This window comes from Clostridium sp. B9, from assembly GCF_050509515.1.
Taxonomy (GTDB): domain Bacteria; phylum Bacillota; class Clostridia; order Clostridiales; family Clostridiaceae; genus Sarcina.
This window is the reverse complement of sequence record NZ_JBNWKA010000003.1, coordinates 639,742-660,165: the sequence shown is the minus strand read 5'-3', so window position 1 is coordinate 660,165 and position 20,424 is coordinate 639,742. Positions and strand designations below refer to the sequence as shown.

The window sequence follows — 20,424 nt, the reverse complement described above, 5'->3', positions numbered from 1 at the left end:
ATATGCACAATTTAGCCTAAATTATACTAAATAAATAATTTAAGTCACTTATATTATTTATTACATATATTTCAAATATAATACTTATAAATTTAACTATTATAGCCAAGTGCACATATACTATATGATAAGAAACACCCCCTTATTTTCTTATAATAAATAATATGAGTAAGGTGATTTATTGTGAAAGAAAATTGGAATATCTTAAGATTTATTCTTGGAACAACCATACTCTTATGTAATACTAGTAAAGCTATAATTTTAAATGCATTTAGATTCACTAAGACCAAATTTAGAGCAAGATTATACAGAAGGAAATAAATTAAAAACAAATGATTTTAAACAAAAGCTTTCTAAATAAATATCTATAGGTATGTTCATATATATTTTCTACTTTTTGCAATTATTAATAAAAATCGTTTTCCTTTGAAAATATGATCTTATATCCTATAGATATTTTTTAACTTTAGCTTATATCTCTTAAATTCCAATAAATAATTTAAATACCTATATTAACTAATAATTATTATTGATTTTTTTGTACTGTATAGTATAATTTAATTATACAAAAGGTTAATAACTAGGAGGTACGGAATATGAGTTTATCAAGATTAATCGAAGAAAAAAGAAAAGCTAAAGCAAGAGTTGAAAGAAATAAAAAAGCTAAAGTAGCTGTAACTGGTGCTGCCGTTGGTACATTAGCTGGTGTTTTAGGTGGATTATTATTTGCTCCTAAATCAGGGAAAGAAACTAGAAATGATATAAAAGAAGGTTCAAAAAAAGCCGTTCAAAAAATTAATGATAAGACTGTTGAATTAAAAGATAATTTAAACACTCAAGTTGTTAAAGGAAAAGATAATATCTGCGAAGCTAAAAGCAAAATAAAAGAATATTTAGCTAGCAAAAAAGGTACAAGCAATGAAGAAGCTGTAGAAGAAAACTTATTAGAAGCTCCAGTAGAAGTTGCTGAAGAAGCTGCTGCTACTGAAGAAGAAGTTAAAGAAAATAACTAATAGGTAAATTTATGTACATAGATTTAAATGTAATTTATCTTATATTAGCAATCCTAGGTTGTGTCGCTATAGTTTATTTAATAATGACTTTAAACAAAGTTTTAAAGCTAATAACTAACGTTAATAGTTTATTAGAACAAAATAAAGATAATTTAAATCAAACTATTTCTGATCTTCCTGCTATAGCTAATAACGTAAATGATGCTTGTCAAAACATTAAGGATATTTCTGATGTAGCTACTGAAACTACAGCTGACTTAATAGTTGCTAAGGAAAACCTAACATCTAATGTTGAAACAATAACAGAAATAGCTAAAATAATTAGCCAAGTTTTCTTTAAGAAGTAATAAAAACTCATTTCACTTTATAAGGTGAAATGAGTTTTTTAGTTTGAATAAATGGCTATGCTTTAAGTGTGCGTTGATTTCTAGCTATTCTTCTGACCTAACTTAATCTATATATTTTCTTGAACTAGCTTTTCAAAGCCTAAACTCTCGAAGAAGCCTTTAGCTTTGTCCCCACTTATCTCTAAATTTATTCTATTTGCTCCATCCATATCATTAATAACTTTATAGGCTTTTGACATTAATACTTTCCCTAATCCTTGTCCTTGCCATTTAGGATTTAATGCTAAATATTTTATTTGTTGAACATCATCTTCTGAAGAACTTGGTAAAATCATTATAGTTCCTATTCTTTCACCAACTTCATTTTCTAAGAATAAGCATACTTCTCCAAATCCATTTCCAAATGACTTTGCTACCTTAAATATTGTTCTTATGGCTATTTGATAATCCTTGAAAATTCCAGCTTTGTATTGTATATATGCCCAGTTGTTTTCATCACCTGGTCTAAAATTAGTAAATCTATACCCAATAGGTAGGGAGGTACTATTTATTTTATCTAGTTTATTTTTAACCATAAAAGACTTATTACTATTTTCTTTACTCTCCATATTATCCCTCCTACAAATTTAATATTTTAATAAATCTGATTATATTTATATGCACAATAAAAATATATAAATTACTTAATTATCATTTATATTAAATTATAGAATTCTTTTATTGTTATTTCCAATTTTCAATATACTGTTATAAGTCATGAATATTTATATTATGTATTTAGCTTTGTCTTTATACGTTAATCTAGGTTGTTTAATAAAAGTTGTTTTTTAAGATAATATTATGTTTTAAATAAACACTAACTAAAAAAAGAATCTAAGATAAAATAATAAAAAAGTGCATAAGTAATTATTTTAAGATAAAACCTCAAATAATTACCTATACACCTAACTGCAATATTAGTATAATGCTTCTCCCTTAGAATTCATATATGAATAGAAGCCATCTTTGTCTACTAAAATAACATCTTCTGCAATAACTCTTATATCGTTGTACTCTTCCTCTAAGATTACACTTCCGTCTTTGTTAAGCAGACCTTTTTTCCCTTCCATATTAACAGAAACTATTAATCCACTTTGAGATATTTCCAGTGCAGCATACTGCTTTTTCTCAAGCTTTTCAATCTCTTTTCCCTTATCATTTATGATTGACATGTATTTTGTACTTCCATCTAATATATCTACAACAGCAAGACCACTATCAGTAAAACCATTTATAGATACACTATTTTCAAAGTTTAATTCAGTTTCTATTACTTTTCCTTCTTTATCAATTAATATATGCTTTTTATCTTTTCTTGCAAAAGCAACGCCATTATTCATAGCAGTTACTCCCTCAAAATTAGGTTCTATAACCCAAGTCCCTTGATTGTCTATAAAACCTATTCCTGATTCATCCATTCTTGCAGGAGCCATTCCCTCATTCATTGGTCCTATATAAAGATATTCTATTGGAACTATAACTTCTCCCTTATTGTTTAAAGCTCCACATTTATTTCCCTTAGAAACCGGTATAAATCCTTCATTCATTATACCTATTGATGTATACTCACAAGGTACTATTTCCTTCCCATTTGGATCTAGTAACCCATACATTTCATTTTTCTTTACTAATATATAGCCTTCGCCTACTTCCTCTATTACCGCATCATAAGTTCCCTGTTCAACAACAAGTTCTCCATTAGTATTTAAAATACCTGTTGATTTCAAAGTCTTACCTGCATCTGCTAATATTTCTATAGCCTCAGTAGTATTTTCATTTTCTAGAATCTCATTAGCTAGTTTTTCATATCTAATTAAATTCTCACTTAATGGACTTAAAATTCCATCTTTCTTTTCAACTATGGCCTTCCCTTTTGAATTGATTATCTTATAAGTATCACCAACTTTTATTCCTGCCATACCATAAGAAAATTCTGTTCCCTTATCAAACTCAAAGTCTATAGCACTTTTTCCCTTTTTATCTATATATCCAACTTTCCCCTCATAGCCCTTATCCATGAGAATTTCGCCTTCTTCTGTTACTCCAAACATACCTGGTTTAGCATTTCTTAAAGATTTTGTAGACTTATCTTCAGTTACAATATAAAGCTCTTCATTTGATTTTTCCATAGCACTACTACTTCCGCCACATCCAGTTAAAATAGATGCACTTAAAATAGTACTCATTGCTAATAAAGAAATACTTTTTAGTCTCATAATTAAACTCTCCCTTAAAGATACCATATATAATTTTTAATTAAGCTTTTGTCTATTAAAATCTTTATCCATTATTTCATTTCTAAATTACATTAAACCCCTTATGTAAAGTTGTAATTGCATAAATATTTAGTCCCTCTTAATTCAGAAGGCATATAACCGTGATTATTTACTAAAAAGCTTAAACTTAAATTATTAAAAGCCTCAAAAGAATCTATATTACATATATGACCACAGCTTTTTAGGACAACAACATCACCATTTGGTACAAACTTTTTAATTGTTGGTAAAAAAACATGATCTTGATCACCCATAATAAAAAGTTTCTTAATTTCACTTTTTTTATATTTATATTTTTCTAAATGTTCCTTCATCAATTCAACCCATCTAAAACACTCATTCATATCTAGTTTCTCTGAAGCCTTTAAGAAAATATTTCTCGAAAGTTTATGATTTTTGCATGGCATTGATGTGTATGCAACAATCTTATAAAATAACTTTCTAGGAATAAAACTTTTAGTACATATAGCTAAGTTTAGACAAACCTTAGACTTTAAGTTCATACCAACTATTCCTCCCCCCAAAATCATAGTTGATATTCTATTTGGGAAAAATCTCTCAAGTTGCATGGCAACTATAGTACCAAGAGATATCCCTAAAACATTGACTTTGTCTATACCCAATTCATCTATTACTTCTATAATATCCTCACAAATGTATTTGAAGTCTATCTTTCCCTTACGTTTCTTCATATCTTCTAAAGTGTGATTTTGTGAATTTCCATGGCCATGAAGGTCTATTAAAAGCAGATTGTAGTTTTCTGAAAATCTATCTATTTGCTTTTTAAATATATTTAAGTTTCCACCTATCCCATGAAGCATCAGAATCCATTCTTTATCATTGTGGAGATATTTATTATTTACTACTTTATAATATAGCATTTATTACACTCCTTAATATTCTGATTTTCCAAAGCTTTTTCCACAGTTTATTTTTTTAATTTTATCACCTTTTTACTGGAAATTTCTTAAAGTCTATGATAGTTGAACAAAATTTTACATCCCATTCACATTATTTAAATCTATGCCATATTACCTTATTGTTATTAGCGTTATTTCAGGTCTATTTATAATTCTAACCCTCAAAAACTTATTTCCCAATCCTCTACTTAAAACCATAGATGAATCATGCTCTATAAATATTCCCCTCTTTTTTTCTATTAAATTATTAAATATATATCTATTTATATTTCTTGTATATCCCGAAAAAGTTATATCACTTCCCCACTTTACATATGAATCAAAATTTATAACTTCATTAGTTAATACTATATTAAACTCACTTTTATTGGGTCTACCTAAAATTTTTTCTATTCTATCTTTTGAAAAATTTATCTCACCATTTTTTTCTCTATAATTTGATGCTTTTATTTCATCATCATCAATAAATACTCCATATATATTTAATCTCTCATCCTTTTTTATCAGTGAAACCTTATCATTTTTTAAAAGTATTACTCCTGAATTTCTAAGCTCCTCTAAATATTTTCTATAGCAATTATACTTATCATTATCAATACTTAAAGATTTCTCAACTGAATAATAAATTGGATAAAACCTTCTTAAATTTTTGCATAGTTCTAGAAAAACCCATCCCTTATCTAAAGAAATAGTTAACATATTTCCACTTGTAACTATAATATCTGGATTTAATTCATATATTTTTTCTAACAACCTAAAATTTTCTGCTCCAAAATTTTTTCCATATAAATTATTTAAATGAAGTATTTTAAAACCTTTAAATGCTTTCGGAGTCTTTCTTGTAAATAAATCATACTCCTTTATAGATATACTGTTATTTTCGTAAACTAAGTAAATAGCAGCAGTAAGAGCTAATGTAGATGTAACCTTTATTAAATCCGAAACTTCTTCCATAAAAACCTCTTTTAATATTTCTTCTATAATATATATATATGACTTTATCCAAATTTAAAAACTTTGTTTTACTTTTATTTTAAAATTTTACTTTTTATGGTATTATTGATATTAAGATAGGAGGTGCCTCTATTTCATGAATTCATTATCTGAAGAAAATATACTTACTACTGAAAAGAAGGCTCACTCAAAGATAAAAGATATAGTGATTTTTTTCATCATAGTTTTAGGAATCTCATGGTTTACAAATAACTTTCTGTTTTTTAAAGCATATATTCCAACAGGCTCAATGAAGCCTGCAATAATGGAAGGCGATGAAGTTTTTGTAAATAAATTTTTTCTTTCTGTAAAGAGAGGAGATATAATTGTTTTTAGCCATGAGTCTTCAGAAGAACTACTGATAAAAAGAGTTATTGGACTTCCTGGAGAAAAAATAGAGATAAAAAATGGTGATGTGTACGCAAACGGAAATTTAATTGATGAACCTTATGTAAAAAATAATGAAATTCTAAACAAAACTTTTAATGTTCCTGAAGGACATTACTTGTTTTTTGGAGATAATAGAGCACGTTCTGAAGACGCTAGAAAATGGGAAAATCCTTATGTGTCAAAAGAAAATTTAGAAGGAAAAGCTTTATTTACTATATATCCACATGAACGAATTGGGATATTAGAATAAAAGGCTAAGTTTTAAGTCAGTTTTGCTTTTAGCCATCTTAATCATAGTACTTAAGATCACAAAAAGTTTTATCTAAAATCAACACTATCTTAAAATAATTATAAATAAAGGTTATGTATGGAATCTTTTAAAAGTCATTTCCTACATAACCTTTTTGAATATATTTTAATGTTAAAGTCTATTATTTTTCATTTATAAATATAACCATCATGCATATAGCATAAATACTTAAAACAACCATTAGTGCTGTAGATACTGATAGTATTATTTTCATTGAAAAAATGTAAGTAGAATTTTCTTCTAACGAATTTTCAACACTTAATTTAACTTGATCTACATATTTATCTACTTCAACCTTTTCACTTTCAGTAAGTTTAGAAGTTGGATTCTTTTCATGTTGATATAATACAAACTTTTCTATATTGGGAATAATCTTTTCCACATCATACCCTTTTTCATTTGCCAAAACCTCTAATGTCATCATTTCTTCAGGAGTTAATTTCTTATATTTATAATACACATTTGGAATTCCATATGCTTTCTTTTCGCTATTATAATTTCTATAAATTTCATCTCTACTAATATACTTTGAATTTATATCCCAATTAGCATTAGCATAATAAAGATTATAAACTCTAAATGTTATAGGTATTAATATTATAAGTAATAAAATTATCTTAGCTAAAATTCCAATTTTTTTACTTATCATAAGTAAATACACCTCCAATATCTTCACAACATAACAAAAAGTCCTATAAGCTAAGGGATACTTATAGGACAAATGCATATATATATGAAATATAGGGAAATTAGGTTTATGCTTTAACCTGTTAACATTATATTAACATACTGTTAATCATTTTGCAAGTGTTTTTTCAAAAAATAAACATTTTTTGCTTCTAATTCCTTTATTGTCATATATAATATTAATTTATGTGTGGACTTTGGAATCCTTCTCTCTTAACCGAATGCTTTTTAGCTGTTCTATTATGATTCTTTCCCTCTTCACTAGTTATAGGAGTTTGCCAATTGCATTTCTCCATTCTAGCAAACTTATTATCGGGTTGACTATCTTTTGGCATATCAATCACTCCTTTAAGTTTCTTCCTACTTATTTTTCTCATTAAACCAAATATTATAATGACAAAATAATCTCAAAAAAGCCTAAATTAAGTACAATTACTACTTAACTTAGACTTTTTATAGTTCTGTTTTAATTAAAATTTATATTTGTTTTCATAAAATATGTCTGCTGAATCTTTGTAAACACCAATTACTAAAACATCTCTAAAACGTCGTAACTCTATTGCCTCTTGAGCTTCCATATCTAAATCATTACCTTCTTCACATAGATAAGCTATTGCATATGCTTCTTTACCATTGTAAATAATAGTGTCTATTATAACTGGATATTTTACTATATCTTCTCCAAGTAAAATATCTACAGATCTAAAGGCATCTGATATCCTTTGAGCACTTTCGCCTCTATCTCTAGCCATTCCTATAAACCAGCTTTCATAATCTTCTATTGTTTTCTTAGGAACTTCAAATTTTTTTAAAGTTGAATCATTTTTATAATAACTTTTCAAATCTTCTTTTGCTATTTTCTTTTTACTATTTCTAAATTGCTTATATTTATCCTTTGATTGTATAGTTATATTTTTAGATTCATTTTCCTCAATTTCTATTTCATTGTCTATCATATTTATAACTATTTCTTTTCCATCTGAACCACAGGCTAGAAAATTTAATGTTATAAGGATACTTATAAAAAATATACTTAGTGTTTTCATATAGAATCACCTCAGTATATTTTTACCTTTTAACCCAACTTTATTCTTATTTTTGTGCTTATTCCTAATTAGATATCTATAATTCAAATTTTAGTTTCATGTTTTATTTATAAGTTTTAATATCTAGCTTAAAGACTACTCTTACTATCATCTACTTTAAACTAAACTAAAAAAGCAGTATCAATTCGATACTGCCTTAAATATATAAATTATTTAATTTAGAGGATTATTTAAAACTTATAAAATTTAATACTTTAAACAACAACGGAGATTAATATGCAAAAATCATAAAGTCCTAAATCTCCTCTAAACCAGTTTAGGTGAATGCTTATTTTTTGTTTATAACTTTCTCATATATGAAATGTGAAAATAGTGAGTTTGACCATGCAAACCAGTCTCTTGTAAACTGAGCTGGATTATCAACATGGAATCCTTCATGCATGTATCCTGTACCAGCATGAGTCTCTTTTAATAATTTAACTAATCCATCTATTTCTTCTTGGTTATTTGTAGTTAATCCTTGCATACTTAATGCTATATGCCAGATATATTGATCTGGAGTATGCGGACTACCTATACCTTTAGCTGCTTTTCCTTCAAAGAAGAATCTATTATTTTTGCTTAAGATGAATTTTCTAGTATTTTGGTAAACTTCATCATCAATACCTTTGTACTCTAAGTATGGTATTGATAGAAGACTTGGTACGTTTGCATCATCCATGAAGTTATAGTTACCCATACCATCTGTCTCGTATGCATAAACCTCTCCAAATCCTTCTTGATAAACTTTTCCATACTTTTCTATGGCATTATCTATTTCTTCTCTTAAACTATCAGCTTTTTCTTTAAGTTCCATATCCTTATACACTTTTTCTGCAATTTCAGAAATATATCCTAAAACAACTACAGCAAACATGTTAGCTGGAACTAAGTATCCATATTCACAAGCATCATCACTTGGTCTAAATCCTGACCATGTCATACCTGTATACTCAACTGGAGTTCCTAACCCTTCATGACTTAAAGTATCAGTTACTGAACAGTTTAATCTTTGGAAGCTATAATCTGATTTCTCTCTATGATATTGCTCTACTCTCCAAAGCTCTATTATAGTTTCAAAAACTTTTTTAATATCTTCATTGAAGAAAGTCTCATCCCCTGACTCTTTCCAATATTTATACATTAATCTAACTGGATAGCAAAGAGAATCTATTTCATATTTTCTCTCCCAAACCCATGGGCTATCCTTAGTTATATCATTATCCCATTTTTGTCCATTTGGCTCTTTATTAAATGCATTTGCATATGGATCTATGAATATACACTTAACTTGTCTATTTATTAAACCTACAAAAATTTGTTTTAACTCTGGATGCTCATTGACAAATGGTAAGTAATGCTCTATTTGAGATGTAGAATCTCTAAGCCACATAGCAGGAATATCTCCTGTTATTACGAAAGCATCACCTTCTGAAACCTCAACTGTTGTATCCATTGTATTTATAAAACAGTTATAAAATAATTCTTGTAACTCTTTGTCATCTATTTTAGTTGATAAATCTTTACCGATTTTTCTTACTATTTCTTTTAATTCATTAGTTGATAAACTCATTTCCCTTACCCCCAAGTTTAAATAAATTATTTTGAATGCTTTACTTTTCAAAACTATTTAGCTAATAAAACTTTCAAGATTTTTTCATAAAAAAGAAAACCTTAATAAAGTTTATATCAACTTCAGATACATTGTATACCATTTCACCAAGGTAATAAATATACTTTTTTAAACTTATTGATTTTTCTAAAATTTATCACCTAAATCTAGAAACTAGACAAGCATATCAAATGAATAAATGGGTCTATATCAAAATTTTGATATAGACCCATTAGAATTAAGAAATTATAATTTCTTAGCAATCAAGAACTTTATTTTTATTCCTTTTTTTGAGAACATCTCTTCATGCTCTGTTACTATATTTCCTTCATAACCACTATTATGTAAATCATAAGTTATATATTTAATCTCGAAGTTACACTCTTTAAAATACTCTAATGACTCCTCAAAAAGTTCGTCATCATCAGTCTTAAAGTGTATTTCTCCACCATCAACTAAGAAGTTTCTGTAATTAGTTAACTGTCTTGTATGAGTTAATCTTCTCTTCTTATGTCTATCCTTAGGCCATGGGTTACAGAAGTTTATGTAAATTCTCTCTATTTTATCACTACTATCTAACATTGTATCTATTAGTAATATTTCTTGTGGCATTATTTTAACATTATCTATTGACTCATTTTTCTCTTCGTAAGCCTTTTCTATGTTTCTCTTAGCTAAAACAATAACCTCATCCTTTATGTCTATTGCTATAAAGTTTGTATCAAGATTCTCTGAACCTTTAACAGCCATGAATGTACCTTTTCCACATCCAAGCTCTAAATGTATTGGGTTTTCTGTATTCTTAAAAGTATTCTTCCAGTTTCCTTTATTATCTTTTGGGTTAGCTACAAAGAAGTCACATGCTTCTAATTCTGGTCTAGCCCAAGGCTTTCTTCTCATTCTCATTTCTAATCCACTCCATTGTTTAGTTTCAGAACTATTATACAGATTTATATAAACTATATCAACCTTAGTATTTATCTAATATTATTAACACATTCACCAAATTCTTAATAATATAATATTATGAATAATTTTATAGGTGATGATTTTATGGCAATAATTAAGCAATGTAAGTCATGTGAAAAGAAAGGAGTGTTTTTAAAACTATACAAAGGATTGTGCCAAGAATGTGCAGATGAACTTAACTTCCTTGAAAAACAATACTATAAAATAGAAAACATACTGAGCGACTCTCTAGAGATAAACAATCCAAATGAAATTATAGAACAAGCCAAAATTATATTAAATAATATTGATAAATTCCAAAACACATATACTCCCATAAGAAAATCCATTTGCCTAGAGGTTATATCCTTGATGGAAAACCTTCTAATAGATGAAGATCTTGAAGATGAAATGGAACCAATATATATATATCCAGAAGAATACGAAAAAAATAATATAACTTCACCTGAAATTACCCTTAATAAAATGTCAACTGAAACTATTGAAGAAGATGTTAACAATGAAATATCAAAACTTAATAATGTTACAACTAATTCATTAGAAAATATTGAAGTTACAGAAAATACAACTCAAATTTTAAAAGAAAAAGATGAAGTTGAACCTTCAATCAATGAACCAATTGATAATTCATTTACTATTCCAGATACTATAGTTTTAGATGAAGATAAAATACAAAACCTAAGCTCAAATAACTTAGAAGAACAAGAAGTTATCATAAAGCAAGTAGAAGCTAATAATGAAGGTGCTGATAAAAACTCATTTGAAAACATAGATTTTAAAGAAGAATGTGTTGATGAAAAAGTCCCAATTGAAGAAGAAATAATAAATGTTAGTAAGCCTTTAGATGAACTAAGAAAGTTGCTTGATAATATAGAAAAGTCATTGAACGATTCAAACTTTAATAAATCAATTAACAAAACTAATACCCAACCAACTGATAATGAATTTAATAATACAGAGCAAATTAAAATAAATTCTGAAACTAAAGAATCTAATTACACAGACATAGCAGCTAAACAACCATCTCTTGATCTTTATCAAGAGAAAGAAGAAAAAATCCAAACTATAGAAAAAAAATCAATTAAAGATTTAGCTCGTGATAGCATGTTAATTTTAGGGGATGATACTCTCTCGCCAGAAGAAAAAGGATATAACCTAGAAGTTCTTAAAAATTACTCTTCTGAATTATATAAAGAAGGAATCTACCAAATAGATAATGTTAACTTAAATAAGTTTATATCTAAAAAAGAAAAACAACTTCTTAAATTAATAAATAAGCCAGCATTTGATTTATTTAACTTTTTCAATTACGTCTCATTTTCTCTTATAAAAGAAGATGATGATATATATATATTATCAGCAGTTAAAATCTGCTATGGAAAGATAATAGATAACTTCTATAGCAAATATAGTATTAAAAACTTAAATAGCGAATTAGATACTTTAGAAGATGTATCTTTTAGGTTCACAAAATTTATAGATAATATGATGCTAGTAACCCATAATGCTAATTTTACTATAAGTAACTTAAAATCATCATTTTCAAAAGTAAAAGGAATTTATATAAATAATAAATTCATATGTACTAGAAACTCCTATTTAAAGCTTTGCTCAAAGCTAAATATTTCCAAACCCGATACTATGAATTTATATGTTTGTTTAAGACATTTCCTAAGTAATGAGGAAATTGAAGAAATAAATGAAGAGTCATCTGTGAATTTTGTTGATGCAATAAAAACATTTAAACTTTATGAAAAGCTAAAATACTTAATCAAATAAATCAAAGAAAACACCTTAGAATCTTAAAAATTCTAAGGTGTTTTCTTTAACTAAACTTTTTCTCTATTTTAACATGGTGGTACTGGTTTAGCTATTAAGAATACTGTTACATTCTTAAATATTGTTCTACAGTTTAACATTGTAGCAAATATATCTTCAACTAGTGCATCAACACAGAACTCTTCGCATATGTCTACTTGAATTGGCTCATCTGGATTATAAGCAAATCCATTAATAGTTGTAGTTGTACAAGTCGCCTTATCTGTAATAACTTCTACATCCTCTTCATAAGTTAATCCTTCAAATTTGGCATATGGAATTATATATGCTGTGAAAGGAACTTCATAACATGCAGAGTGAACAGATTGAGTTGTAACTAGTCCAGTATAAACAACCTTTTGGCTTAAAACTCCTTCTATAACTAATTTTCTTCCACTTAAACATACGCCTTCTTCATTTTCTATTATTTCAAAATACTTAGTATTTCCAACTAACGTAATTACATCTGCAAGACTTGCTTGTGCTGTATCTATAGTTGCTATAGCAATTATTATATCAGCATTCATTGTAGCGATAGCTGTTGTTACTGCAGCATCATTAGAAGCCGCATCTAAATTAGCTCCTGCTGTAACTAAGTCATTTAATGTAGTTTCTAAAACCTGCGTTGCAGAAATTACAGCCTCCATAGCTGCGACTACATCTGCAGCACATACGCAAGTTCCACCTAATACAGCTGTAGCATCAGCTATAGCATTAGTAAGATTAGTATTAGCAGCTTCAACAGCATCCCTAGCCATTTGGAAAGCAGTAACTTCTGGAACTACTGGTGGTGGAACTGCTAAAACAGCATCAGCATCTGTCAATACAGTTTGGACATCGGCATCTATAGCTGATGCATCTGCCAAAGCAGCTGTAGCTGAATCTATTTCATAAGTTGTAGCTAATCTATCATAGCTATTATATGCAAATGGAGTTTCTATAAGTTTAACACAAGTTAATTTAGCATCAACATAAACTTGATCTAACTGCTCCATATCAGGTTTTTGAATAGGAATTGGTAATACTTCTGGAACTGATATTTCACTCCAGTTTAATTGAGTTCTATCACTACCATCTATAATAACTCTTGCAGGATCATAGGTACCGAAACTTTTTAAGTTAAATTTACATCTAACACAATTATCTTTCTTAAAATTACAATACATCTCTTCACATCCTTTCTCAAACTCTAACAAACTGGTGCTGCTTTAATAAATATAGTAGTATTTTTAAATACACTTCTTTCTGACAACATACATGCATATATATCTTCTATATAAGGATATAATTTAAATGTCTTGCTTAACGGTGTATCCTTATCAATGATAATAAATACTGAGAATGGTATTGAGAATGAAGCCGAATGTAATGATTGCTCATCAACAAGAGCAGTATATATTACTTTTTGCTTTAGTAATCCTTCTATTATAAGTTTTCTTCCAGTAAGATTTGTACACTCCGCATTAGGTATATCTACACCCTCAACTACTGTACCATCAGTCTTTGTATAACCTTGAACTTCTGGAGTTTTTATAACTCTTTGAGAAATTATTTCTATGCAAGAGTTAACACCAACTATGCCTTCCATATCAGGCTTTTGAGGTGGTATATCAACTATTTCTGGAATAAAGAATTGAACCCATTTATCTGATACAGGACTACATTGTAAAGCTTTCTCAAGCTTATCTTCTGGATACAAACCAACAACATTTAAATTGTCGCTGCCTTCACAGCATTCATTGTTAAATAGATATTCTGTTCCATTAGTGTAATCACAATTTAGCATACTCTACGCCCCCTTTTCCTAACATTGAGTTGGCACTGCATATAATAGCAATGTAACCTGTTTTAATAATCTTCTTTCATCTAACATACAAATAGCCACGTCTTCTATGCAACTATTAACTTCATAAGTTATATTTAACGAATCAATAGTATATGTTGAACCATCTGAATTAGTAAAGGTATATTCTTTAGGAACAACTACATATGAAGAAAATGGAACGTAAAAATGTACTGAGTGAACTGGTTGCTCATCTTCATCTGCTGTATAAACTATCTTCTGACATAATTGTCCTTCTATTATAAGTTTTCTTCCTGTTAATAATTTTCCTTCTAAATTAGGAGTTTCTGTTGGAGGTGTTGTTGTATCATCATAAGATCTAGGTGTTTTTATAACCTTTTGTCTGAATATACTTACAGATATGTCTACTGAGTTTATTTGCTCCATATCTGGCTTTTGAGGTGGTACTTCTAAAGTTTCTGATACGTACATTTGTTTCCAGTAAGGGAAATCTTTTATAACTGCTGTAGTATTTTCTGGAGTACAAAGTCCTATGATATCAATTAAATCACAATTACAAGTATTAGAGTTAGACTTCATTTTTCAAATCTCCTTATTTGTATTTTCTCATAGTTCATTCTATTCCCTCTTCCAATTTTTGTTACTTTTTTCATTTTCTTAAATATTTTTTATATTCACACTTAAATTAGCAAGTTGCATAGTATATTAATGAATTAATTCGTAATGGTGATTGGAGATGTTTGATACTATATCTATTTCTGGTATTACAGATTTGCATAAATATCCTAAAATTAATTGTCCTCATCACTGCAAACAATGCCTTCATACAAATCTACTGGTCGTCCCATGTGAAAAGCCAGATATTGAATCAATAAACGATATAAAAGTCAGTATTTGCATAGATGACTTTCACATAATCAACACAATATTGGGACCTAAAATTATATTAAATGGAACTAAAAGTGTTAAGATAATATATACGGCCAATAACTGTAAGCAATCAGTCCATTCATCTGAATGGGAGCTTCCATTTTGTGATTTTATATTAATTAAAGACCTTTCATATGATAATTGTCTTTCTTTAATACATGACTTATTTGTAGGCGTAGAGCATGTTTGTATAAATAACTGTGACTGCAGATTTATAGATGTCTGCATAATCTTTATCATATGTCCTATAATAAAATCTCAATATTACGATTGTTATAGGAAACACTACAACCCTGTAAGTAATAATTGTCCACCACATAACCCTTATGCTTACGGGTATGGAAAGAATAATCCACATAATCAAAGATGATAAATATTAGATTAACTCAAGAAACTTACTGGTGTTGTATTAACAAAGTTGGATTAAGTACTTATTATAAAAAATAAACAGCTATGATTTTTTCTTAATAATCATAGCTGTTTATTTTTTATATCTTTTAATATACTAAATACCTACTAATACGTTTAATCCACATATTTAATATATTCACTTGGAATATACTTTATAAATTCACTTGCTTCACGATTTCTTCCATATTTTCCTTGCAAATTATATGTTATTGCTAATCTTTTTTTAGCTCTCGTTATTGCAACATAAAAAATTCTTTTTTCTTCATCTAAATTCCCACTTTTTATTGCCATATATGATGGAAATGTACCATCTTGAATACCAGCCAAAAATACAGTATCAAATTCTAAACCTTTAGCTTGATGAACTGTTATTATTGGTATTCTTGGCTTCTTAGTTCTATTTATTATTAATGACTCTAACTCCCCATTTGAAAGCCCTGTTATCCTTACAATATCTAAAAGTGAATCTCTATTACTTTTATCCTTATCATCTAAATCTCTAAACAAAGCATATAAATCTCTTAATCTATTTATCTTTTCAATATTTGCCTCTCCAGAATACATACTTTTTATATTGAATGTATTCATTACATATGCAACTATATCATGTGGTCTATTATTTTCAGCATATTCAAATAATCCATTTAGCTTTTTTGATATATTAGTAAAAGCTTTTAAATGCTTATTCATTAATGATATTCTCTCCATAGATGTTGGAATAATTTTTTCATTTATAGCTCTCACTAATAGTTCTCCAGTTGCTATAATATCATCCATAGCATCGTGACTTGGCTTATGCTTTGTCTCATAAACATTACTTAAATGTTCTAATTTATAATTTATATTTCCTGGATAGAATCTTCTATATATATCTAAAGTATCATAAAAAGCTTTAAATTTAGGCTTTCCTAACTTCGCTCTAGATAATTCACTAGTTAAAATATTTATATCATATTGGACGTTGTGCCCTACTATTATAGAATCCTTTGAGTATTCAATAAACTCCTTTAAAACTGTATCCTTATCTTCTCCATCTTCAGCTAGTCTTTCATCCGAGAATCCATGTACGTAGAAAGAATTTCCTACCGGCTTTTTATTTTTCAGTAGCTTTTCGAATCTATCTACTATTTCACCTTTTTTATTTATCTTTATAGCTGCAATTTGTATTATTTCGTCCTCAGTTACATCTACTCCAGTACTTTCAACATCAAAAACTATTATATTTTCTTTTTCAAACTCATTAATTAATAAAGCGTATTTTTCTCCATACTCTCTAACTACAGGATCAATGTAATCTACTAAACTTATCCCCTTACTTTTATATATTGCCGAATCTATATGGGATAAAGTTGTCATTCCTATTCCTGTAGGAAGCCTATCAACTATTCTTTTTAAACTTAATGAATCATATCTATTTACTATTAATTTTAAGAAAGCTAATATATCTTTAACTTCTTGTCTTCTAAAGAATTTAAATTGATCTACTAGTATAAATTCAAATTCATTCCCTTCATAAGCTCCTATTTTATATAACTCTTCACTTAAAGAAATATTATATCTATTATCTCTAGTTAATACACATACTTTACTTAAGTCTTCACCTCTTCTTGCTAATTCATTTACGGTATTAAAAATAAACCTTGCCTCTTCTCTAGGAGTACTGGCTCCTTTAACTATTATCTTTTCTCCCTCAATTTTTGACTCCGCTGTAATTCCCTCTTCATATAAATCTGAAACCTTATGATTAAAAGCAACCTTTAAAAAATCTAATGAAGCACCTGTTAGATTTTTTGTAGCTCTATAATTTTTAGAAAATACTATTTCTACTGGATTATATTTTTCTTTAAAGTTATTAAATATTCTCTCTGGGTCTGAACCTCTCCATGTGTATATAGTTTGGAAAAAGTCTCCACAGATTAAAACGTTATTTCCTTCAAAAAGCTTTTCTACTATTGAATATTCAACAATGCTTGTGTCCTGTACCTCATCTATATTTATATATTTAAATTTATTTCTTAAAGCTTGTACAACTTCTGTGTCATTAAAAAGGTCTTTAGTTAGTATTATTAAATCATTAAAATCTAAAGCATGATTTTCTTTAAGCCTTGAATCATATAAAGTTACAAGTTCATGACCATGAAGTCTTAAATAATCTCTAAGCTTTGGATTTAAAGTTCCTCTATCGCTACAGGCTTGATTTATCTTCTCTATATTAAATCTAAATAAATCTTCAATAACTGCTCTATAATCATTTAATGAACTATTACCTAACACTTCTTTTCTTACCTTCTCAACCTTTATAAAATCTATAACCCTTTGAATCTGACTTGAATTGGCCATTAAATTACTTGAGGCATAGAAGTAATTTAATTTACTTATTACTTCTTTACAATCATCTTCATCAAATATAACAAAGTCAGAAAAAATATCAGTATTCCTCTTAGCATAAGTTTTTATAACATCAAAACAAAAGCTATGAAAAGTTCTTATAGTTATATCCTTAGCTTCTTTACCAACTATTTGGTCTACTCTATCACTCATTTCTTTACATGCCTTATTAGTAAAAGTTATACCTAATATTTCTGACCCTTTAGCATTCTTATTATTAATAATTGATGCTATTCTTTCAGACAGAGTATTTGTTTTTCCAGTACCAGCAGAAGCAAGCAAAATAATATTTTCCTTTTGCTCATTTACAACTTTTAATTGTTCTACATTTAAATTACTCATAATATCCCCCTTTCCAATTAATAAAAATATTTATCTATATTATTTTAAAACTCATTTTTACAATTTAACTTTATATGTATTATTCTAATACAAGATTTATGATACCACATCTAAATTCTTATAACTTTTTGCCCCTTTAACTATAAATATTATAACTTATAGATTCAATCTAACTTATATTCCATATAAACTTCTTAGTTGCATATTAATTCATGTAGCTATTTTAAATTAAATTCAACTTATTAACTAATAATAAAAAATAAAAGTAGTATAATCCAATAAAATATTGAATCATACTACTTCTAATTATGATATACCTTAATTTATATTTTTACTTATTCTAATTTAAAAAATACCTTCGTAATTTGTTCCTTTAAGCATTTTTTCTAATAACCCTTCTCCAGCTATTGGTTTTCCGTTATTTAAAGTCTTCATTGATTGAGCTACATAACGAATATCATATTGTGAAGGGAATACTATAGGTGGTTCTTTATTTATATTAAGTAATTTATAAGTAGCCATCATAGCTGAACGTATTGAATATTCAACTGTAAATATAACATCTCCTGGTATTTCTGCAAATTGTCCTAAAAATGCTAAGTTTACAGATCCATCTGGAACAACTTGTGGACGATCACCTTTAGCTCTTGGCATAAATTGAGCTGTTATATAAGGCATCATTGTTGGAATTACCTTAACAGTTTTCATTATTTCTTCACTATCTTTTTCAAGACCTAAATGATAAAGAAGTTCTTCAAGAAGTTCTTTTCCTGTACAATCTTGCATTTTTTTCTTAATAAAGTTACCTTCTTTTTCAAGCATTAAACCATATGCCCATAAAATAACTACATCTTCTGGTTGGTCTTTAAATTGAGGTTGTCTATTACAAGTTACACTCATTAACCAATTAGAATCAGTCATTGTAATTACTCCACCAGTAACTGTTTTATGTCTTGCAAATGGATCTCTTCCACTTAATTCATGTATTTTATCTGTAAGTTTAGACTTTTTACAAGTTATAGTAAATGATTCCCATTTTGATTTATCTATATCTCCACAGAACTTTTCAGGATGTCCAAAGTCAGATGAATTTTCAGCTATATTTTCCCACAATGTCCAAACTGAACCTGGTTCTCTTATTAATTCAGGAACCTTATCAAAATCTCCATATCCTGTAGATTCAGTCATTGATCCATTAGTAACCATAACTAAATCTTTTGGAAGTATATTTATATGAACTTTTGTTTCTCCATTTTTAACCAAATGAATTCCTGTAACTGTTTTTTGATTATCTACTACTTCAATATCTAAGTCTTTTACATCTGTATTATACTCAAAATTTACCCCATTATCTTTTAAATAAGTTGTAAGTGGTAATATAAATGATTCATATTGATTATATTTTGTAAATACTAAGCAATCCATTTTTGCAAATCCAGGAAATGCATGTATAAAACGTTCCATATATCTCTTCATTTCTAATACACTATGCCATGGATTAAATGCAAACATTGAATACCATAAACGCCAAAAGTTTGTTTCAAAGAAACTTGGGTCAAAAAATTGCTCTATTGTAACATTATCTAAAGCCTCTTCTTTAGCCATAAATAATTTTATTATTTTTTTAATATCATGATGATTAAGTCCTAAATCATCTAGATTAATTTTCTCACCACAGTTTTTGATTAACCTACAATTTGAACTATTTGGATCTTCATCATTAAGTTCTTTGAACTCATCCAATACAGAATAACCTTTCTTTTCTAATGAAGGAATTTCTCCAAAAAGATCCCATGTACATTCGTAATGTGATTCTAATTCTCTTCCTCCACGGCAAACATATCCATGCTCAGGATCTCCAGCAGCATCCATTGATCCACCTTCAATATCTAACTTTTCAAATATAGTTATATTTTTTCCTGGCATATGACCATCACGAATTAAATAGAAAGCTGCTGCCAAAGAAGCTATTCCTCCACCTACTAAGTAAGCCTTACGATCTTCTATTCCTTCTGGAATATTAGTTTTTATTCTTTGATAATTTTCCATAAAATCAACTTCCTTTCTAAGTACTCTCATTCTATATTGAC

Annotated in this window: 19 protein-coding genes; 5 read left to right on the top strand and 14 right to left on the bottom strand. The window is 27.9% G+C overall.

Annotated elements, in window-relative coordinates; all coding sequences use genetic code 11:
• Nucleotides 1-596: 596 nt before the first annotated feature.
• Nucleotides 597-1,013, top strand: a complete 417-nt coding sequence (locus ACQZHJ_RS03025) for a YtxH domain-containing protein (protein WP_430484066.1) — start codon at nucleotides 597-599, stop codon at nucleotides 1,011-1,013.
• Between the two features lie 11 nt (nucleotides 1,014-1,024).
• Nucleotides 1,025-1,360 carry a hypothetical protein gene (locus tag ACQZHJ_RS03020; RefSeq protein ID WP_430484065.1) on the top strand — a complete coding sequence of 112 codons (336 nt, stop codon included), beginning with the start codon at nucleotides 1,025-1,027 and terminating at the stop codon, nucleotides 1,358-1,360.
• A gap of 107 nt (nucleotides 1,361-1,467) precedes the next feature.
• On the opposite strand, the gene ACQZHJ_RS03015 is transcribed toward ACQZHJ_RS03020, so the two are convergent.
• The 4 genes from ACQZHJ_RS03015 to ACQZHJ_RS03000 form a co-directional block, all read right to left on the bottom strand.
• Nucleotides 1,468-1,968, bottom strand: coding sequence for a GNAT family N-acetyltransferase (locus ACQZHJ_RS03015; protein ID WP_430484064.1), 501 nt, complete (start codon nucleotides 1,966-1,968; stop codon nucleotides 1,468-1,470).
• A gap of 348 nt (nucleotides 1,969-2,316) precedes the next feature.
• Nucleotides 2,317-3,615 (bottom strand): WG repeat-containing protein, encoded by a 1,299-nt coding sequence (locus tag ACQZHJ_RS03010; RefSeq protein ID WP_430484063.1) that lies wholly within the window; start codon nucleotides 3,613-3,615, stop codon nucleotides 2,317-2,319.
• Nucleotides 3,616-3,716: 101 nt separating this feature from the next.
• Nucleotides 3,717-4,556, bottom strand: a complete 840-nt coding sequence (locus ACQZHJ_RS03005) for an alpha/beta fold hydrolase (RefSeq protein ID WP_430484062.1) — start codon at nucleotides 4,554-4,556, stop codon at nucleotides 3,717-3,719.
• A 150-nt stretch (nucleotides 4,557-4,706) separates the two neighbouring features.
• On the bottom strand, nucleotides 4,707-5,549 hold the full coding sequence (locus ACQZHJ_RS03000) for a metallophosphoesterase (protein WP_430484061.1): 843 nt from the start codon (nucleotides 5,547-5,549) through the stop codon (nucleotides 4,707-4,709).
• Nucleotides 5,550-5,685: 136 nt separating this feature from the next.
• Here ACQZHJ_RS03000 and lepB point away from each other — a divergent pair, with 136 nt between their 5' ends.
• Nucleotides 5,686-6,228 (top strand): signal peptidase I, encoded by a 543-nt coding sequence (gene lepB / locus ACQZHJ_RS02995; protein ID WP_430484060.1) that lies wholly within the window; start codon nucleotides 5,686-5,688, stop codon nucleotides 6,226-6,228.
• A 181-nt stretch (nucleotides 6,229-6,409) separates the two neighbouring features.
• Here the strand turns inward: lepB and ACQZHJ_RS02990 are convergent, their stop codons facing one another.
• The 5 genes from ACQZHJ_RS02990 to trmB all read right to left on the bottom strand — a co-directional run bounded on the left by ACQZHJ_RS02990 (nucleotide 6,410) and on the right by trmB (nucleotide 10,578).
• Nucleotides 6,410-6,937, bottom strand: coding sequence for a hypothetical protein (locus tag ACQZHJ_RS02990; protein ID WP_430484059.1), 528 nt, complete (start codon nucleotides 6,935-6,937; stop codon nucleotides 6,410-6,412).
• Nucleotides 6,938-7,154: 217 nt separating this feature from the next.
• Nucleotides 7,155-7,310, bottom strand: coding sequence for a hypothetical protein (locus ACQZHJ_RS02985; protein WP_430484058.1), 156 nt, complete (start codon nucleotides 7,308-7,310; stop codon nucleotides 7,155-7,157).
• Between the two features lie 135 nt (nucleotides 7,311-7,445).
• Nucleotides 7,446-8,021 carry a hypothetical protein gene (locus ACQZHJ_RS02980; RefSeq protein WP_430484057.1) on the bottom strand — a complete coding sequence of 192 codons (576 nt, stop codon included), beginning with the start codon at nucleotides 8,019-8,021 and terminating at the stop codon, nucleotides 7,446-7,448.
• Nucleotides 8,022-8,349: 328 nt separating this feature from the next.
• Nucleotides 8,350-9,633: a glycoside hydrolase family 125 protein gene (locus ACQZHJ_RS02975; RefSeq protein ID WP_430484056.1), complete on the bottom strand. Its 1,284-nt coding sequence runs from the start codon at nucleotides 9,631-9,633 to the stop codon at nucleotides 8,350-8,352.
• A gap of 285 nt (nucleotides 9,634-9,918) precedes the next feature.
• Nucleotides 9,919-10,578, bottom strand: a complete 660-nt coding sequence (gene trmB, locus ACQZHJ_RS02970) for a tRNA (guanosine(46)-N7)-methyltransferase TrmB (protein ID WP_430484055.1) — start codon at nucleotides 10,576-10,578, stop codon at nucleotides 9,919-9,921.
• A gap of 147 nt (nucleotides 10,579-10,725) precedes the next feature.
• Here trmB and ACQZHJ_RS02965 point away from each other — a divergent pair, with 147 nt between their 5' ends.
• Nucleotides 10,726-12,420 carry a hypothetical protein gene (locus ACQZHJ_RS02965; protein WP_430484053.1) on the top strand — a complete coding sequence of 565 codons (1,695 nt, stop codon included), beginning with the start codon at nucleotides 10,726-10,728 and terminating at the stop codon, nucleotides 12,418-12,420.
• A gap of 68 nt (nucleotides 12,421-12,488) precedes the next feature.
• Here ACQZHJ_RS02965 and ACQZHJ_RS02960 read toward each other — a convergent pair whose 3' ends face one another.
• From ACQZHJ_RS02960 to ACQZHJ_RS02950, 3 genes are read right to left on the bottom strand one after another with little or no spacing between them, the layout of a single operon-like run.
• Entirely contained in the window at nucleotides 12,489-13,625 is a 1,137-nt protein-coding gene (locus tag ACQZHJ_RS02960; RefSeq protein WP_430484052.1) for a hypothetical protein, read from the bottom strand.
• Nucleotides 13,626-13,648: 23 nt separating this feature from the next.
• Entirely contained in the window at nucleotides 13,649-14,245 is a 597-nt protein-coding gene (locus tag ACQZHJ_RS02955) for a DUF3794 domain-containing protein (RefSeq protein ID WP_430484051.1), read from the bottom strand.
• Nucleotides 14,246-14,263: 18 nt separating this feature from the next.
• The gene (locus ACQZHJ_RS02950; protein WP_430484050.1) at nucleotides 14,264-14,842 is read right to left on the bottom strand and encodes a DUF3794 domain-containing protein; all 579 of its coding nucleotides are present in this window, start codon (nucleotides 14,840-14,842) and stop codon (nucleotides 14,264-14,266) included.
• Nucleotides 14,843-14,999: 157 nt separating this feature from the next.
• Between ACQZHJ_RS02950 and ACQZHJ_RS02945 the strand changes: the two genes are divergently transcribed.
• A complete protein-coding gene (locus ACQZHJ_RS02945) occupies nucleotides 15,000-15,563 on the top strand; it encodes a DUF3794 domain-containing protein (RefSeq protein WP_430484049.1) in 564 nt (187 codons plus the stop codon).
• A gap of 155 nt (nucleotides 15,564-15,718) precedes the next feature.
• Here the strand turns inward: ACQZHJ_RS02945 and ACQZHJ_RS02940 are convergent, their stop codons facing one another.
• A complete protein-coding gene (locus ACQZHJ_RS02940; protein WP_430484048.1) occupies nucleotides 15,719-18,334 on the bottom strand; it encodes a 3'-5' exonuclease in 2,616 nt (871 codons plus the stop codon).
• A gap of 345 nt (nucleotides 18,335-18,679) precedes the next feature.
• Nucleotides 18,680-20,383 (bottom strand): oleate hydratase, encoded by a 1,704-nt coding sequence (locus ACQZHJ_RS02935; protein WP_430484047.1) that lies wholly within the window; start codon nucleotides 20,381-20,383, stop codon nucleotides 18,680-18,682.
• Nucleotides 20,384-20,424: the final 41 nt, after the last annotated feature.

Coding starts and splice junctions, on each gene's coding strand:
- ACQZHJ_RS03025 (WP_430484066.1), top strand. CDS start 597: ATGAGTTTATCAAGATTAATCGAAGAAAAAAGAAAAGCTAAAGCAAGA.
- ACQZHJ_RS03020 (WP_430484065.1), top strand. CDS start 1,025: ATGTACATAGATTTAAATGTAATTTATCTTATATTAGCAATCCTAGGT.
- ACQZHJ_RS02975 (WP_430484056.1), bottom strand. CDS start 9,633: ATGAGTTTATCAACTAATGAATTAAAAGAAATAGTAAGAAAAATCGGT.
- ACQZHJ_RS02940 (WP_430484048.1), bottom strand. CDS start 18,334: ATGAGTAATTTAAATGTAGAACAATTAAAAGTTGTAAATGAGCAAAAG.
- ACQZHJ_RS02990 (WP_430484059.1), bottom strand. CDS start 6,937: ATGATAAGTAAAAAAATTGGAATTTTAGCTAAGATAATTTTATTACTT.
- ACQZHJ_RS02950 (WP_430484050.1), bottom strand. CDS start 14,842: ATGAAGTCTAACTCTAATACTTGTAATTGTGATTTAATTGATATCATA.
- ACQZHJ_RS03015 (WP_430484064.1), bottom strand. CDS start 1,968: ATGGAGAGTAAAGAAAATAGTAATAAGTCTTTTATGGTTAAAAATAAA.
- ACQZHJ_RS03000 (WP_430484061.1), bottom strand. CDS start 5,549: ATGGAAGAAGTTTCGGATTTAATAAAGGTTACATCTACATTAGCTCTT.
- ACQZHJ_RS02955 (WP_430484051.1), bottom strand. CDS start 14,245: ATGCTAAATTGTGATTACACTAATGGAACAGAATATCTATTTAACAAT.
- ACQZHJ_RS03010 (WP_430484063.1), bottom strand. CDS start 3,615: ATGAGACTAAAAAGTATTTCTTTATTAGCAATGAGTACTATTTTAAGT.
- trmB (WP_430484055.1), bottom strand. CDS start 10,578: ATGAGAATGAGAAGAAAGCCTTGGGCTAGACCAGAATTAGAAGCATGT.
- ACQZHJ_RS02935 (WP_430484047.1), bottom strand. CDS start 20,383: ATGGAAAATTATCAAAGAATAAAAACTAATATTCCAGAAGGAATAGAA.
- ACQZHJ_RS03005 (WP_430484062.1), bottom strand. CDS start 4,556: ATGCTATATTATAAAGTAGTAAATAATAAATATCTCCACAATGATAAA.
- ACQZHJ_RS02945 (WP_430484049.1), top strand. CDS start 15,000: ATGTTTGATACTATATCTATTTCTGGTATTACAGATTTGCATAAATAT.
- ACQZHJ_RS02965 (WP_430484053.1), top strand. CDS start 10,726: ATGGCAATAATTAAGCAATGTAAGTCATGTGAAAAGAAAGGAGTGTTT.
- ACQZHJ_RS02985 (WP_430484058.1), bottom strand. CDS start 7,310: ATGCCAAAAGATAGTCAACCCGATAATAAGTTTGCTAGAATGGAGAAA.
- ACQZHJ_RS02980 (WP_430484057.1), bottom strand. CDS start 8,021: ATGAAAACACTAAGTATATTTTTTATAAGTATCCTTATAACATTAAAT.
- ACQZHJ_RS02960 (WP_430484052.1), bottom strand. CDS start 13,625: ATGTATTGTAATTTTAAGAAAGATAATTGTGTTAGATGTAAATTTAAC.
- lepB (WP_430484060.1), top strand. CDS start 5,686: ATGAATTCATTATCTGAAGAAAATATACTTACTACTGAAAAGAAGGCT.